This is a genomic window from Paenibacillus eucommiae (assembly GCF_017874215.1).
GTDB classification, from domain to species: domain Bacteria; phylum Bacillota; class Bacilli; order Paenibacillales; family NBRC-103111; genus Paenibacillus_AI; species Paenibacillus_AI eucommiae.
The window spans coordinates 81462-98314 of record NZ_JAGGLB010000020.1 but is presented as its reverse complement, the minus strand read 5'-3'; the positions used below and the strand labels follow the sequence as shown (position 1 = coordinate 98314).

General features: G+C 46.5%; 10 protein-coding genes. 9 read left to right on the top strand and 1 reads right to left on the bottom strand.

Translation table 11 applies throughout. The features are described 5' to 3' along the window. Nucleotides 1-60 precede the first annotated feature (60 nt). From J2Z66_RS25505 to J2Z66_RS25495, 3 genes are all read left to right on the top strand, one after another. Complete coding sequence (locus J2Z66_RS25505) at nt 61-3291, top strand: sugar-binding domain-containing protein (protein ID WP_209975556.1); 3231 nt, start codon at nt 61-63, stop codon at nt 3289-3291. Nucleotides 3292-3483: 192 nt separating this feature from the next. Next, complete coding sequence (locus tag J2Z66_RS25500) at nt 3484-5016, top strand: twin-arginine translocation signal domain-containing protein (protein WP_209975555.1); 1533 nt, start codon at nt 3484-3486, stop codon at nt 5014-5016. A 161-nt stretch (nt 5017-5177) separates the two neighbouring features. Continuing rightward, entirely contained in the window at nt 5178-5510 is a 333-nt protein-coding gene (locus tag J2Z66_RS25495) for a hypothetical protein (protein ID WP_209975554.1), read from the top strand. A gap of 185 nt (nt 5511-5695) precedes the next feature. Here the strand turns inward: J2Z66_RS25495 and J2Z66_RS25490 are convergent, their stop codons facing one another. After that, nucleotides 5696-7279, bottom strand: coding sequence for a helix-turn-helix domain-containing protein (locus J2Z66_RS25490; RefSeq protein ID WP_209975553.1), 1584 nt, complete (start codon nt 7277-7279; stop codon nt 5696-5698). Nucleotides 7280-7493: 214 nt separating this feature from the next. Between J2Z66_RS25490 and J2Z66_RS25485 the strand changes: the two genes are divergently transcribed. The 6 genes from J2Z66_RS25485 to J2Z66_RS25460 all read left to right on the top strand — a co-directional run bounded on the left by J2Z66_RS25485 (nt 7494) and on the right by J2Z66_RS25460 (nt 16785). Beyond that, nucleotides 7494-8558: an ABC transporter substrate-binding protein gene (locus J2Z66_RS25485; protein WP_209975552.1), complete on the top strand. Its 1065-nt coding sequence runs from the start codon at nt 7494-7496 to the stop codon at nt 8556-8558. 24 nt (nt 8559-8582) lie between these two features. After that, nucleotides 8583-9566: a FecCD family ABC transporter permease gene (locus tag J2Z66_RS25480; protein WP_245375831.1), complete on the top strand. Its 984-nt coding sequence runs from the start codon at nt 8583-8585 to the stop codon at nt 9564-9566. 3 nt (nt 9567-9569) lie between these two features. Further along, nucleotides 9570-10586: a FecCD family ABC transporter permease gene (locus tag J2Z66_RS25475; protein ID WP_209975551.1), complete on the top strand. Its 1017-nt coding sequence runs from the start codon at nt 9570-9572 to the stop codon at nt 10584-10586. 21 nt (nt 10587-10607) lie between these two features. Next, entirely contained in the window at nt 10608-11336 is a 729-nt protein-coding gene (locus tag J2Z66_RS25470; RefSeq protein ID WP_245375830.1) for a nitroreductase family protein, read from the top strand. A gap of 2139 nt (nt 11337-13475) precedes the next feature. Continuing rightward, nucleotides 13476-15092 (top strand): response regulator, encoded by a 1617-nt coding sequence (locus J2Z66_RS25465; protein WP_209975550.1) that lies wholly within the window; start codon nt 13476-13478, stop codon nt 15090-15092. Next, complete coding sequence (locus J2Z66_RS25460; protein ID WP_209975549.1) at nt 15079-16785, top strand: sensor histidine kinase; 1707 nt, start codon at nt 15079-15081, stop codon at nt 16783-16785. Before J2Z66_RS25465 ends, J2Z66_RS25460 begins: the two co-directional genes overlap by 14 nt. Nucleotides 16786-16853 lie beyond the last annotated feature (68 nt).

The following is a 16853-nucleotide window of genomic DNA, read 5'->3' as shown; positions in this document are numbered from 1 at the left end:
CATTGCTTAACAGGCAGAATCGCTTACGAATATTTGAAACCTACGGAGGTATGCACGCTTATGCTGGACAGAGAGCAGTTTGCAGCGGGATTTGATGAATATCGCCCGGTAATGATGTGGTTTTGGAATGATGAGATGGACGAAGCTGAAATTCGCAAGCAAATCGAAGGCTTCCACGCTCAGAGAATTTATCAGTTCTATATCCACCCGCAGAGCACTCTGCAGGTAGAGTATTTGTCGGAAAGGTACTTCGAGCTGATAGGAGTGGCTATAGAGCATGCGAAGCTGCTGGGGATGAAGTTCTGGATTTATGACGAATACAATTGGCCTAGTGGTATGGTGGGCGGCAAACTGCTGCGCGATTATCCGGAGTATCGCATGCTTGTCGTACGGCATAAACAAGCATGGATCAACCAGGGGCAAACGGACACCATTGCCTATTCCGGCCGGCTGCTGCAAGCACAGGCGATGTACGGCGGGAGCGGAGCTGTAAGGGATGTGATACATGAAGGCATATGGGATGAAACTGCCGGTACGTTTACCTGGACCAATCGGGATACTTCGATGGCAGAGCTCCACCTGTTCTCTGAAGAGAAGCAGGGCGGTGTGTTTGCGGCATCGATGCTGACTCCGTACAGCTGGTATCAGGAAGGATATCTGGACACGATGAACCCCGAGGCGGTTCGCAAGTTTCTGGATATGACCCATGAGCAGTATGCTGCTCGCTTCGGAGAGCATTTCGGGCATACGGTAGCTGGTGTATTTACAGATGAAGTCAACCTGGCGAATCCCTTTGATTTCGGGCCAGGCACAATCCCTTGGACGAAGGATTTCGATCGTGTATTTTATGAGGCGAACGGCTATGCATTGCTGCCGCAGCTTGCTAGTCTTGTCATCGATACGGGCGATTACCGGCGCATCCGCTATGATTTCTGGCGGACATTAACCGAACGCTTCGCTGAGGCCTATGCGGTGCAAGTAGCGGCATGGTGTGAAGAACATAATGTGCTGCTGACCGGACACGTATCCGGAGAGGAAAATCTGATCGCCGATTTGCTGCAAACAGGCAACGCCTTTACGTTCCTGCAGCATTTTCATATTCCTGCCATTGATTCCATTTTCTCGAAGCAGCGGATTGTTAATGAGGACTTTAATTTAGCGGGGAAATTGATCGTCAGCATAGCTGAGCATATCGAAGCGCCCCGCACCCTGTGCGAAACGTATACAGGCAGCGGTTGGGATTTAACGATGGAGGAAATGAAGCAAATATTGAACCGTCTTGCTGTACTAGGGGTAAATACGATCCAGTTCATGGGAGCGTATTATTCGCTGCGCGGGCTGCGCAAACGCATGCCAATCACCTACCCGACTACGCATAATTTTCAAATTCCAGCCTGGCCTTATTACGGATTGTTCTCGGATTATACCTCGCGGCTGTGCTTTGCGAATTCCTTCGGTACGCACCAAGCGGATATCGCTGTTCTGATGCCGACAGCTTCCGTATTCAGTGAATATGCGCTGCGTCATGAATTCTGGGATTGCGTCAAGCCTTATGAGGATCGGCCTTATGGAGACTTGGACATCACCGAAAGTACGCTTCAGGGCGTAAACAATGCTTTGCTACAGATTCAGCGTGAGTTCGACCTGCTGCATGAGCCGTCTTTCCTGGAGGCGGAGGTGGGCGCTGGCGGGACCTTACTTTTCCGCGGCCATGCATATAAGCAGCTGATCGTACCTTCTTTGCTTGTGCTTACGGGCGCACTTAGTGACAAGCTGTCTCAGTTTGCAACTGCAGGCGGGCATGTCTGCTTCGTCAATTTGCTGCCTTTCGCAAGTCCTGACCAGGGTGACATAACGGAGGAACTGGAGGGCATAACCGGATTTGCTCCCTATAAGGTGGCGGATGAGGTGCGGAGCTGTTTTGGCAAAAGAGCAGACACGAAGACGGCTGTCTATCAGAGTGGAGCGATTAGCCGAATTGTCAGCAATGAGCTGAAGCAAACGGAGAATGCGGGTCTGCGTGATGCTTTGCAGCAATGCTTGTCGTGGAATGAGCCGCTGCTTTCGCTAAAGGAGGCCTGCAGCCATATTTTTGTCTGCCACAGACATGAGGTTGCGGCTGATAAGAGGGCTGGAACGGACTTGTTCCTGTTGGTCAATGACGAACAGACCGTATATGACGGTGGTCTTCGGATAGGCCGTGATGGAGTCGTCATCGCTCATGACCCGGAAACAGGACGATCACATGTGCCGAAGCAATGGACGGATGAAAATGAACGGCTTGAAGTGCAGCTTTCTTTTGCTGGAGGTCAGGCGTGGATTATTGAAGTCAACGATGAAATAGGGCAAACCAGCGATTTAGCAGATAAAGCTTTGTTGACCTCCTCTTCAGTTCAAGAAGGAATGGATTTATCCGGAGAATGGGAATTTGCAGCGCCCGGTGACTACAATTTAATGAGGTTGGCGATCGATGTAGCCGTTGTAGATGAGTCAGTAAGTATTGAAGCTGTGGCGAAAAGTTTGGAGAATAGTATGGAGAAAAGTTTAGAGAATAGTTTGACGAATAGTTTGTTGAATGAGCGGAAGTGGCTGTCTGCATCGGATTTTTATTTTCCGGCAGGGGTTGGATTTTCTTTAGGAGCGATGTATGAGGCACGGGCTGCGTTCAAGGTTAAGCAAGTGCCTCATAATCTGGAGCTGGTCATAGATCCGGAGGAGGAGCAGCAGGTTTGGGTAAATGGAGTACGGATAGAGCCGGACCGGACGGAGCATGTGTGGGATCGGACCAATTTGATTTTTGAAATCCAGCAATGGGTGAAGCAGGGTGAAAATGAGATTGTATTGCGTGAGCGAATACCTAATTATGGCGCGCAGCACATGCCTGCATTCATGGCACTACGCGGAAGTTTTGGCGTCGACGCCTCAAGATCGTTAGTTGCAATGCCGAGCAGGTTGTCTGTGCCAGGAAGCTGGACCGATCAAGGGCTGCCTGATTACTCGGGCTCTGGTATATATAAACGCATCGTAACTATGGATAGCGATAACTCTATGGCACCTTGTTCCATAGAACTGGTTGCTGAAGACAGCAGAGACATTATGGAGCTGTGGTGCAATGGCGACTACGTGGGCACTAGCTTGTGGAAGCCGCATCAATTTGACTTGACCGGTTTCATGAAGGGAGGGAACAATGAGCTTGAGCTGAGGGTATCCAATACAATGGCTAACTTTATGGAGAACCCCCTTGTAAGCAGCGGTTTAACAGGAAAAGTGAAGCTGCATTTCAGGGATTAAGAGTGTATGGAGGGTACGGGGGAGTGTGTACGGGCAAGTACATACTAGCAAGTGTATGTAAGCGGATGTATTACACTACTCGTACCTTCATTACTTCAATTACCTCAAATACTTCCATTTCTGGATGGTGATAAAAATGGATTCATATGTACACACACCCATTAAATTTAAATTGGAAGGAAATGATCATAAATGGAAAAAAATGAAATGAGTAGAAGGGGCTTTATAGGAAAACTAGGAATGGGAGTAGCGGGCTTGACAGTGGCAAGCTTGCCTATAGTTTCCAAGCAGGCTTATGCACTGGCCAGCAGCAGTATCTACAACGTTCTTGACTACACAACGATTCAGGATGCAATAACAGCGGCGAGTAGTGCGGGCGGTGGTACTATACTTTTTCCGACCGGGGTGCATACAGTAACTTCAAACTTGACCTTTCCGATGCATGTAGACGTTGAGTTTATTAATGGAGCGTATCTAGACATAAGCAGCGGGGTGACTGTCACGATTAATGGGGGTATACTGGCAGGTTTTAACCGGATTTTCAGTGGCAGCGGCAACCTCAGTTTAGTTGGAGCCAGAATCGAGCAAGTGTATCCCGAATGGTGGGGAGACGGTGGTCCCAACGATGCCCCTGCCATTCAAAAAGCAATCAATGCTTTTGATATCGTTTTTTTTCGCAATGTTACCTATAACATCACCTCTACCGTTACGATTCCACAAACCAGAAAGCTGCAATTGATAGGGTCGGGTTTCCGCAATACCACATTTAATATTTCGGCTTCCATTACAGGGCTTTCCTTTCTTCGTGATCCGGGTGTTGGAGGAACCATTGTAGTCATACGCGGCATACGATTTATAGAAAATAATGAAGGGAAGACCGCAACCGGTATTGCATTTAAAGGAAATGATCATACTCATCATGACAACTGGCTGCGGGTGTACGATTGTTCCTTTTATGGATTCAGTCGTGCTGTGCATTTGAAATTTTGCGGAAATTGTTTTTTTAATGGCTGTTATGCACAAAGGAATAATGTGGTCTACTTCCTTGAGAGAGATGCTTCCTTCATTTGGTTTGAACAATGCATGAATCTCGATAATCGTACCTTTATTTATGCCGATGATACGCTTGCTGATGGGATTTCAAATGGTATTTTCATTCATAATTGCTCATCCGTTCTATGTGAAACAGAAGATATTAGAATTGTTGGATGGCAAGGTGTATATATTACTGGCGGGGGAGGTACCGATTTAGGGGGCTATGGAGGCGGTACCAATGCTATTTATCTGGGTAAATGTCAGGATTTTGCTATTAGAGACATGTGGGTAGCAAGTGATCCGGTAAATATGACAAATCGTACGGGCATTCAAATAATCGATTCTCATTCCGGCGTCATAACCGGATGCTCCATTGTGAATAACACGATTGGAATTAGGATTGACGGCAATTCAGTTCACTCGACAAGAGTTGCCATAACTGACAATAAGTTTGAGGGAAATATTTTGAATGATATTTTGTTTGGCAGCTATGCCAAAGCGGTGAAAGTGATGTGCAATCATTTCATGTCTACCGTTTCCAGAACCGCAACGAATTATGAGGTTTACGCCAATACAGGAGGCTCTGACTACAATATTATTAAAAATAATACGTTTAAAGGAGCAAACTACAGTATTATTGCCGGTACGAATTCTATTGTAAATGAGAATATTTTTAGCGTTCCGAATTGAGATGTAAAAAGGAATTAAGAAATCCGCTTGAGACAAGTTCTGATTATTACACATTATCATGTGCTTGCGTGGTGCCGAAGCGGCCGAATGTGTGGAAAACCGCACATATTTAGCCGGCTAAACTGACAACATTGAGTTGAGTAGCAGCCCGCCTCCTCCGAATGGAGCATGTGCTTCACTTAATGATGTTTTTCATCATTAAAGTTATTATTCCAGGTCAATCCGTCACTTTAATGATGTTTTTCATCGTTAAAGTGACGGATGGCCACTTCTTCTGGGGGATAAAAGGGATTTTAACGATGTTTTTCATTGTTAAAGTAGTATATGGAGAGAATCTGGTGCTTTTAGCGATGAAAAACATCGTAAAAGTAGCAGATCCTTTCAGTGCAGAGCGTGCATCCTCTCCAGCCCCTTGCCCACTAGGAATTCTCCTCCAGCCAAGAGAAAAACCCTTGCTGGCTGTCCGTTTGAGCTTGGTGTTCGTACGATTGTAGCTGAAAGAGGTAAGGGGTATGGGTGGAAAAGCGATAGCGTCCGCATTTAAAGATTTGTTCCACCCTTTACATTCCATTCAGGGAACAAATCTTTAACAGCGGTTGGAGCCCATACCCCTTACCTCCCCCAAGCACTAGCGTTGCGAACACGCACATCATAGGACGCCGCAAGGTGTTTATTTCAATTACACATTCATCAAAGCATCAAGGATGCCTATTCTTCCGGTTGGGGACCAGCTCATGGCCGCCCAATTGTCAGTGTAATGGGTGTGGTTGCAGGTAACGGCTTTGATGGAGTTCCATTCAGGCAGAGCTTGAATGTTTCTGAAAACGATCTCGTCCGCAGGATAGTAAAATTGACTCTGAATAAATAAATGATCGGTACCCAGGTTAGGAAATTTATCGGGTGAGAATTCTATATTCATGATGGTTGTCGGTACACAGTAGCCCGGCTTCAATCCAAGGTCTGAATAGATCAAATCGTTGAGTGGATGATTATTTGCTCCTTGAATGCGGATCAGCTTATCCATAACTCTCATCAGTGTCACGGTCTCATTGCCAAAGCGTTGGCGCAAAGCGCTTCTGGCATGGGTCAGCTTCCTCTCCAGCCTTTTAATATTATGCTCAGCTTCGTTCTCCCGGCCAATTACTTCAGCAATTTGTTTATGAACGACTCTCCAGTCCATACTATAGCTGAATTTAACAGTTGGAGCGATTCCTTTGAGCTGTTCGAAGTACGGCTGGTGAAGATGATCGCAGATGATCAGCTCGGGCTCAGCTTGCCTGATATCCTCCATACACTTGGCGAGCCACGCCTGGTGTTCTTCCTCGTTCATTGTTTTTCGCTTATGGCAATTTGTTGAAACAACCGGCTCGATTCCCAGCGACTGGAGAATATCCTCAAAGCGGAAGCACGAGGTGACGGCGATTCGAATGTCTGTTCTTTTCATATAGAGTGTGGGTGAAAAACCGGTTTCCCTTTTGAACATTCGGCTGAAGTAAAACTCACTGATAAATCCGCTGGATGCGGCCACCTCTTTAATGGAATGATTTTGCACCAGAAGCATTTGTTTGGCTTGAGCAATTCGGTGGGCGTTCAAATATTCGATTGGAGATTTGCCGTATCTTTTTTTGAATTCTCTGGAATAGGAGGTAGGTGTGAAGCCTGACATTTCAGCGAGTGTTTTCAGCTGGATTTTGTGGTGATAATGCTTGTGTATGTAGGCAATGCTTTCTTCAATTCCTGTGTCTGCTTCCTTTAATTTACTTAGTGTAAGAATGCTGAGAATAATCACATGAAGGAGCTCTTGAAATTGAGCGTTTAACTCAAAGCTATTGGATGCTTTATTGGATAAGCTGTTGGGCACTGACTTGTTTATGGATATATACAATTGATGTATCCGTTCGTGAACAGCGGGAGCATTCATCAGTGGAACCATTCCGACTGTCAGAGGAAGCAATTCTGTGTACGGAGGGCTCAGCAAGCGCACGGTCCCAGACTTTTTATTCACGCCTAAACAATCGACGAACAATAAGTAATATTCACAATCATCGGATTGTAAAAAAGCTTCTATATGCATGCCCTCTATAAAAAAGTACAATTGCTGGGGTTTTATCGGATGACTGGTGTCGTCGATTTGAAGCGTGCCTTCACCTCGAACGACGTAGCAGAGAACGTTATGAGGGAGGCTTTTGATTTTTATCGTTTTATGGCTTGTATAGTGACGGTGATGAAGGGATGAAAGGAATAGAGTGGGGGTGCTCGTCATAATGGTCCTCCGCCTATTTGTGATGAATGCAGATATAGTGAAAACTATTCTCAATTATATAGGAGATGAGCTTTATATTCAATTGGCATGGCCGCCATATGGGCAATAAACTGCATTTAAATCGGATATAATCATGCATGTACAAACGTATAGCGTGTCTTTATAATTGATAAAGATTCTCAATTAAATTCAATTTATAGGAGGTTTGGCATTCATGTCCGTATTTAAAGGGAAGGTCAAAAAAATTCGTAGCATTACGGTAAGTATGAGCATTATGCTTGTATGTATACTGCTTGTATCAGCATGCGGCGCCAAGGATACAAACAGTAGTCAGGCAGGTCAGAACGATAAAGATCCCAAGTCATCACAAGCCTCTCCATCTCCGCAAGCCTCAACCGAGGCATCAACGGCTGCTGAGCAGACTGCGGCTCCGGATGCAGCAACGCGTACAGTAAAGGATGCTTTTGGAGAAACAACTATTCCTGCGAAGCCATCGCGAATTGTTGTACTGAATACAGCAGCATTGGATAATTTATTAGCGCTTGGTGTGAAGCCTATCGGGGCGCCATACAGTATCTCAGTCAATGCCAACTTCTTCAAGTATCTGGCTTCACAGGCTGAAGGTGTTGAAAATACAGGAACAGTGGATCAACCGAATGTGGAGACGATTGCTAAGCTGAATCCGGATTTAATCATTGCTTACAAAGATGATCATGAGGCGATTTATGAGGATTTGAAACGAATTGCTCCTGTGTACGTGACGACAGCAAGCCCGGGTCAATGGAAGCAGGCTCTTCGCGAGCATGCGGATGCAGTAAATAAATCGGCAGATGGAGACAAGCTGCTGGCAGATTTCGAAGCCCGGATAGCCAAATTTAAAGCAGACATGGGAACTAAATTAACGGAGAAAACCGTGAGTTTGATCCGCCCAAGAGCTGATCATATCCGGGTTCAGATGGCGGGCTCTTATTCTGGAGCTATTGTTGCTGAAGCGGGAATTCCGCGCCCAGCTGCACACGAGGGGAATATGGAGCACCATGTACCTATTACGGAGGAGCAAATTGCTGATATGGACAGCGATGTTATCATCTCCTTCGGGCGTGAGAATGAAGCGGACTTCTTCAACGATAAGATTCAAAAGAATCCAGTATGGAAAACGCTGACGGCAGTGAAAAATAACGAAGTTCATATGCTTGACTGGGAGACATGGCTTAGCGGCGCTGGTATTCAATCCTCCAACCTTATTCTGGATGATCTGATTCGTATTTTTAATAAATAAAAATAGATCTAATGGGAGGTTCCCTTGCGTATTCGACTCACAGGACTGGCGATAGGTGCCATGTTCATGATCTTCTCTTTGGGGGCAAGCATTGTCTTCGGCAAAAATCCGATCCCCTTTTCTATTGTGCTCGATTCATTAACCTCATTTGATGAGAGCTCCAGGAATCATCTGATTGTTCATTCCGTGCGGATTCCCCGTGCCTTGATCGCGATGGTGGTTGGCGGCTGCCTTGCTATGGCCGGAGCTGTTATGCAGGCCATCACGCGCAATGCTTTGGCGGGCCCTGAGCTTTTTGGTGTGAATCAGGGGGCAGCGCTTATGATTGTGATCCATATTTTCTTGCTTGGCAAAAGCTCCTTGACAGGGTATATCGGGTTTTCTTTCTTGGGTGCTGGGGCAGCAGGCATTATCGTGTACGCACTTGGGTCCATGGGGGCAAGGGGACTAACACCGGTTAAATTGATTTTGGCAGGCTCAACAATCAATCTGTTATTTGCCTCTTTAACACAAGGAATTCTCATATTTGATGAGGAGTCTCTGGATACGATGCGCTACTGGTTGGCTGGTTCTTTAACGGGCCGAAGCATGGAGCTATTTATGCAGACACTTCCGTTTATGCTTGCCGGCCTGATTGGCACACTTGCAATGGGCAGGCAAATTAATTTAATTAGTCTGGGTGAGGACGTGGCCCGGGGACTCGGCCAGAGAACAGGGTGGATCAAGGCGGGTTCGCTTGGGCTAGTCATCTTATTGGCTGGGTCTTCGGTGGCGATAGCGGGTCCGGTTGGTTTTGTAGGGTTAGCGGTTCCGCACATAGCCCGGTTTATCGTGGGCTCCGATTACCGCTGGATCCTTCCTTATTCTGCTGTGTTCGGAGCCATCTTGCTGCTGCTTGCAGATGTTGCCGCCAGGTTCATTGTGCCTTCACAGGAAGTATCAGCCGGGGTGGTCACAGCTATGCTGGGCGCGCCATTTCTTATTTATTTGGCACAAAGGAGGGTCTAGCCGATGCTGTCTCGTGCCTGGAGCAAGGTTGGATCGGTTGGGTTCTTTCCTCTCGTTCTAATTGTTTTAGTAGGTATGAATCTGGTTATCCTTTGCTTGCAAATTGTGCTCGGGGATTTTCCGATATCCGTCAATGATGCGTTCAAAGCTGTTGCTGGAATAGGGAATGAACGTTACGATCTCGTTGTGAACCGATTCAGATTCCCACGGGCGCTTGTTGGCTTTCTAGTTGGGGCAGGTCTTGCGCTTTCGGGTGTTATTCTTCAAGGTATCACGCGCAATCCGCTCGCTTCTCCCGGTGTTATTGGTTTGAATTCAGGAGCGGCCCTGCTGACGGTCTCAGCCATTATTCTGGTTCCTGCTTTTCCTGTTGCTCTGCTTCCCTTCGCAGCTTTTCTGGGAGCTTTCCTTGCCGCTGCGTTGTCCTATATGCTGGCTTGGAGGCGTGGGTTATCTGCCGTTCGCCTTGTGCTCGTTGGAGTTTCCATTTCTGCATCAGCAGGGGCTTTCGTCACCTTTCTGCTGACCTTCAGTGATATTTATGATGCCAAAAGGGCAGTAGTCTGGATGACAGGAAGTATATACGGCAGAAGCTGGGAGCATTTCTGGCCGCTGCTGCCATGGCTGCTGGTTCTGTTCCCACTCTTGATGCTGCTCGGCAAACAGCTCGATGTCATTCAATTGGGAGATGAACTGGCCAAAGGCTTGGGGAGCCGATTGGAACGTTCCAGAGGCATATTGCTGCTGATCAGCGTCAGCTTAGCGGGCGCTTCAGTCGCAATGGCTGGAACAATTGGATTTGTCGGATTAATGGCACCCCACATATCCAGGTATTTGGTGGGAGCTGCCTCCCGAAGACTAATGCCCACGGCTGCCTTAATAGGCGGCATGATTGTTATGCTAGCAGATTTGTTGGGGAGAACGCTGCTCAGGCCGATGGAAATTCCATGCGGGATTCTTATCGCAATGATCGGGGCTCCCTATATGATTTATTTGTTATACAAGAAACGTAATATGTGAAGCTGGAAGCGATGGAAAGCGATGGAAAGCGATAGGCTTATGGACAGTGATAAGTCGATGAGCAACGATAGGTTGATGGGCAGTGATAAGCTAGTGGATAGTGATAGGCTGATGAGCAACGATAAGATGATGGCAAGCGATAAGCCGACGGAAAACGATACGCTGATAAAATCTGAACATCCGTATAAGGTGGCGGAAGTGATTCGTTCAAGGCGAACCATCCGGCAGTTTAAGGCGGAGCCCGTTTCACAGGAACTGGTGCTGGAGCTGCTTAACGTTGCTAACTGGGCTCCAAATCACGGACGCAGGGAGCCGTGGAGATACATTCAATACAAAGGTGAAGCGCGCGCTCAATTTGCTGAAGCGGTGATTGGGTCTTTCACAGCAGAAGAAAAAATCAAATATGCCGAGCATCGATTGAAGTATTACATGGAGATCCCCATCCATCTCATTATTGTTATGAAGGAAGATCCCAGGCAAAAGCAGTGGGATGAGGATTTCGGAGCCGTATGCTGCTGGATTCAAACCTTTCAGCTGGCAGCGTGGGAGCGTGGTCTTGGTGTCGTCTGGAAAACCAATACATATATCTACGCTCCCGCTTTTCGCGAAGCTGTTGGTGTGGAGGCCGGGGAGAAAATCGTTGGAGTGCTGCATGTGGGATACCCGGAAATAATACCTGGTGCACAACCTCGAACTGCAGCCGAAAACCGCCTGATCGTTCATGACAGTTCTATGCAAGAGGTTGAGTAATGAGTAAGTGGCACCCTGGTAACGGACATCAGAGGCCGTAATTTAGCTTTCAAAAGGGTTTTTGGGAACGTTGCGGTCCTGAAAGCCGCTATTGCTGCTGGAAACGCTCCAAATTCATGGATTTGGGGTAAATAGCGGAACGTATGTCCGCAACCGGCTGATTCTTCTCCGAACCCATGATTTATTGATCGATAAGCACTCTGACCAGCTCCTATGGGCCGGTCTTTTTTTTATGAACAAAATAATTTCAATTTCACAGTGCAGCTTTGCAGTGATAAAGTGGCTTAGAGTATAATTCATACTCCAAGGGGAGTCAGTAAGGAAGCGCAGTTTTTTCCTATCGCCACTATCCCTTTCCCTCAGAAAAGCAGCCTCTGCTGATAGTTCGAGCGTGGCATTTCATGTTCAGCATTTTTGAAGCTGAGACTGATAGGGAGGGGATGTGGGAGGATGAGCGATAGTAGGCAGAATTAAGTAGCATTAAGCAGTAGTAGGCAATAGTAATCAGCAGAAAGCAATAGCAATCAAAAGTAATCAATAGTAAGTATCAGTGAGCAATAGTAAGCATCATTAAGCAACTGATAAGCAGCCCACCTTCCCGGAATGGAACGTGTGCTTTCACTTAAAGATGTTTTTCATCGTTAAATTAAGTGTTCCAGGTCAATCCGTCACGTTAACGATGATTTTCATCGTTAAAAGAGGAGAGATGGCCTCACTGGGTGGTGAAAAGCCATTTTAACGATGTTTTTCATTGTTAAAGTAGGGTTGTGGGGCCGGCCTGGTGCTTTTAACGATGAAAAAACATCGTTAAAGCAGCAGCTCCTTCTCAGCTGCGTGCGCTCGTCATTCCCAGCGCCCGCGCCCGCTAGGAATCTCATCCAGTCAAGAGAAAAACCTTACTGGCCGTCCGTTTGAGCTTGGTTTGAGCTTAGTCTGAGCCTAGCGTGAACTCGGTGTTCATGCGATTTAGCTGAGAGGGAAGGGATGTGGGTGGAAGAGCGGTAGCGTCCGCCTTTAATATTTATTTGTTCCAACCTCCTTATCCCTTCCATTCAAGGGAACAAATCTTTAACAGCGGCTTGAGCCCACAGCCCCAATGTTGATAGGTTAAGCAACTTCGCAGGCGATACGCCGAGCAACCCGAGCAACGGCACGCGGAGAGCGGACGGATTTCTAACGGACAATTTTGCACCTTAGACGCGTTTTTTTCATCCGTCGCCCATCCTAACGGACATCAGCGACTCTTAACCCGCTCAACAAGGGGAAAATACGCTCCGTTAGGGCTGTAAGAGGCGCTAATGTCCGTTAGAATTCCAGCTGGGCTTTTGTGGTGCGCTAAGGAGCGCTGGTGTCCGTTACAGTTACTGGCTTCCCATTCGCGTCCGCTGCCCCTCGTTAACCTGACAACATTGGCCCACATCCCTTTCCTCCGTAATGCACCAACGCCAGAAACACGCTCCTCAAAGGAAGCCACAAGGCATTTTTTCTTATGGAATTATTAAAAGTATAAGTTTTGGGGATGCTGGAGGGAAAAAATTTATTCGCATGGTGCAGCTTTATAGTAAAGAAGTAAACGGTGTGACTGTTCAATCATCTAGGGGATCAGAAAGGAAGCGCAGATTCTCCTATCGCCACTATCCCCTTCCCTCAGAAAGCAACCTCTATGGGTCCGTATGAGGTGTGCTTCACGATGTTTTTTAGCGTTAAAGCATCAGGTCCTCCTCAACTGCGCAGGCTCCTTATCTCCAGCGCCTGCGACAGCTTGGGCATCTCTTCTAACCAAGATAAAAAGCCTTGCTGGCCGTCCGTTTGAACTTAGTGTGTGCCTGGTTTTAACTTGCTTTTGAGTCTGGTGTGAGCTCGGTGTTCGTGCGATTGTAGCTGAGAGGGAATGGCTGTGGGCGGAAGAGCGGAAGCGTCCGCATTTAAAGATTTGTTCCACCCCCCTCATCCATTCCATTCAAGGGAACAAATCTTTAACAGCGGCTGGAGCCCACAGCCATTCCCTCACGTAACGCTCCCAAGTTTCCAGTGTGCACCTCAAAGGAAGTAACAAGGCATTTTTTCTTATGTAAACGCTACAAATCTTAATGTGTATAGAGTATGATGGAGTAAAATGCTTCCAATGGAGGGGTGCGAATGTTCTCGATTCTTATAGTGGATGATAATTACTCGGACCGGATTGGCATTCATGGCTTAATTGAATGGGACCAACTCGGTATTGAAGTGGTGGGGCTTGCAGTGGATGGTGCGGATGGTTATAAGCAAGCTGTGCAATTGCGGCCTGACTTTATTTTGACCGATGTGGCTATGCCTGTGATGGATGGATTGAAGATGACGCAGCACATTAAAGAGGAGCTGCCGGATACGAAGTTTATTTTCATGAGCTGCTTTGATGATTTCGATTACTTGAAAGGCGCGATTAATCTGGAGGTGTATGGATACATCTTGAAGCCGATTGATTTAAGTGAGCTGACGGATTCGCTATACAAGGTTAAGCAGCTAAGGGAGCTTGAATTGGAAAAGGAACAGAGTGATCAAAATTTGCGCAAAAGGATTCAAGAGAGCATGCCGGTGCTTCAGGAGCAGCTGATCCGGGATCTTTTGTCCGGAAAATTCGAGAGTGAGGGCGAGATCCGGGAGCGGATGCAGTATTTGGGCATGCCATTTCCGTTTGAAGGCTACTCCGTTCTTTTTCTGCAAATAGATAATTACGAAACGCTTTATGTGGACATTACGACCGAGGAGCGGCACTTACTGATCTACAGTGTACAGAAGTGTATCGAAGAAACGATCCTGAATGAGCTTCCCGGCTATATAACGAGCCAGTCTTACAGCAGTGCTGCCATCATCCTTCTAGCGAAAGAACGGGAGAGCGAGGAAGGGCTGAACGGAATTGTTGAAGCGGCAAACAGGTGCAAGGAAAAGGTGAACAGCAGTATCGGCATGCAGGTTACGATCGGGATCAGCGATGTTTCCGGCCGGCTCGGGGAACTGCCCAAGCTATATGAAGCGGCGCAATATGCGGTTAAATCGAAGTTTTACAGCAGCGGGAACCGGATTATCCTGGCCTCGGAAGCAAGAGCTCCGGAAGCGGATTTCCAGTATAACATGCTGGAGATTAAGCAGAAGATTGAAGGCCTCCTGGAAAGAGGCAGCGAAGAGGATATTGTACATTTTATCAACCATTGCTACCATGCTGACATTCGATATCCAGAAACGTATATCAAGAGCCTGACCTATTCGATTATCCAAATCATGCATATGATATTGCTGGAAAGGCAGGAGAGCTACAGCTCTATTTATGGCAATGATCTCGTTGTCTGGGACAAGCTGCAGCGGTTTGAAACGATTGAGGACATCAAGCAGTGGCTGGTGAGCATCATTGAGACCGTCCGTTCCTTTGTACATAAAGGGGAAAGTGGGCGGTACGGCAAAGTCATTGAGGACATTAAGTCCATTATAGATGAAACCTATGCCGAAATCGAAAATGTGGGCCAAATCGTGGCCTCGCTTTATATTAGTGCCAGTCATGCTAATTTTATTTTCAAGCAGCAAACCGGGCAGACGATTTTCGATTATTTAATGATGAAAAGAATGGAAGCCGCCAAAAGGCTGCTGATGGATCCTTATATGAAAATTTATGAAATCGCTGAAAAGACCGGGTATAAAACGACCTCTTATTTTACTTCCGTTTTCAAAGAATACACGGGAGTCACGCCGAAACAATTCAGGGACAAATATGATAAAAAATAAAATTTTCCGCCATTTAATTCTGTTCACCACGATTCCTTTGCTGATCATCGCCACTTTCATCTGTATCTTTATGTATCAAAAAAATACGAAAGATGTTCGCGACGAGATTACGGATAAATTGAACGGGACTATCGATTCGATCAACGAAACGCTCGTCAAGTATATCGATAAAAGCAGCTACATTATCACGAATCAGTATCTGATCCACCATATCCAAAAGGATTATTCGAATGATCTGGAGCAGATGGTGTATTTTATGGATAACATTAATGCAATGATCGGAGAAGCCTATACAGACAATGTAAAAAGCCCATACATCATTCATGCTTACAATGAAACGCTGTTTGCCGGCAAGTTTGTTGAAGGGATGGATAGTATGGAGGGCAATGAAAGTGCTCGCAGGGCCATGAAGGCACAACCTACAGAAATTGTATGGGAGCCGGAAGCGACATTGAAAAATGGCCTGAAGTACATTACTTTTTACCGGAATATTGTAAATATTCATCAGTCTGTTGGCATACTGGAGGTCAATATCCCCTATAATGCGCTGGAAACTAAAATGGACACCGTAGGAGTTCCAGAGAATGGATTCATGTATTCGTACAATGAGAAGGGAAGCCTGCTGTATATGGTTAACCTGACGAACAGAAGTATTACTGACATTAGCGAGGTTACGCCGAAGGCTTATATCATGGTGAGCGGCACGGTGAAAAGCGGGCATACGATCACTGCGGCCACCCCCAAGAAAGTCGTGCATTTGAAAAATCTGATCACTTTTGCTGTAGTATCGTTCTTTTTCCTGATCTATATTGCTTTGATGCTCCTTGCCTCGAAAATCACAGCTCAGAAAATTACGGGCAATATGGAGAGCTTCATTAACAAGATCAAGCGAAACGACAACATGCTATTGCATGATGACCTGATTCAAATCAAGGGCAGCGACGAGGTGTCCATTCTTAAGCTGAAGTTTAAAGAACTGATAAGCAGAATGAATGAAATGTACAAGGAAATGGTCAGTGTGAAGCTTGCAAACAGCGCCATGGAAATTGAGCTGCTGCAAGCGAGAATTAACCCGCACCTGCTGTACAATTCCTTATCCGTAATCAAGTGGACCGCCTTGTGGAACAAAGACCGCAAAACGGTGGAGCTTATAGATGCGATGACCAAGTATTACAGGACAGCCTTGAGCAAGGGGAACAATATTATCAGTATAGCGTCCGAGCTGGATATGATTCATGAATACGTCCAAATAAACAGATTTGCTCATTCCGCAAGCTATGAGCTGCAAATTGAAGTGGATGAAGGGATTATGGACTGCTATACGTTGAAGCATCTGCTTCAGCCGATTGTAGAGAACTCAGTGTTGCATGGACTGAATGGCCAAGGGGAAGGTGCCCGAGTCATCATCAAGGGGTATAGGGAGCAAGCGGATATCGTGTTTGAGGTCAGCGACAATGGACGCGGGATGGAGCCGGAAACGATCGCCCAAATTATGAACTTCAACTTTACATCAGGCTACGGGGGATATGGGGTCAGAAATGTGATGAAGAGAATCCAGGCCTATTATGGCCATAACTATGGGCTCCACATCGAAAGTGAGGTTGGCAGCGGGACTAAAGTGATTGTCCGAATCGAGGGGTTGTCAGAGCAGCAATTGAAGGAAAGGATGCAATCTTCCATAAGTCCTGAATAAGCCCTGAATAAATCTTGAATAAACTATTTGAATGCAGATTCATCACATATTGATATTTTTCATCAGAT

Bases quoted from the DNA above. Each gene is read 5' to 3' on its own strand.
- J2Z66_RS25465 (WP_209975550.1), top strand. From the start codon at position 13,476: ATGTTCTCGATTCTTATAGTGGATGATAATTACTCGGACCGGATTGGC.
- J2Z66_RS25505 (WP_209975556.1), top strand. From the start codon at position 61: ATGCTGGACAGAGAGCAGTTTGCAGCGGGATTTGATGAATATCGCCCG.
- J2Z66_RS25490 (WP_209975553.1), bottom strand. From the start codon at position 7,279: ATGACGAGCACCCCCACTCTATTCCTTTCATCCCTTCATCACCGTCAC.
- J2Z66_RS25460 (WP_209975549.1), top strand. From the start codon at position 15,079: ATGATAAAAAATAAAATTTTCCGCCATTTAATTCTGTTCACCACGATT.
- J2Z66_RS25475 (WP_209975551.1), top strand. From the start codon at position 9,570: ATGCTGTCTCGTGCCTGGAGCAAGGTTGGATCGGTTGGGTTCTTTCCT.
- J2Z66_RS25495 (WP_209975554.1), top strand. From the start codon at position 5,178: ATGGAGCATGTGCTTCACTTAATGATGTTTTTCATCATTAAAGTTATT.
- J2Z66_RS25485 (WP_209975552.1), top strand. From the start codon at position 7,494: ATGTCCGTATTTAAAGGGAAGGTCAAAAAAATTCGTAGCATTACGGTA.
- J2Z66_RS25500 (WP_209975555.1), top strand. From the start codon at position 3,484: ATGGAAAAAAATGAAATGAGTAGAAGGGGCTTTATAGGAAAACTAGGA.
- J2Z66_RS25470 (WP_245375830.1), top strand. From the start codon at position 10,608: ATGGAAAGCGATAGGCTTATGGACAGTGATAAGTCGATGAGCAACGAT.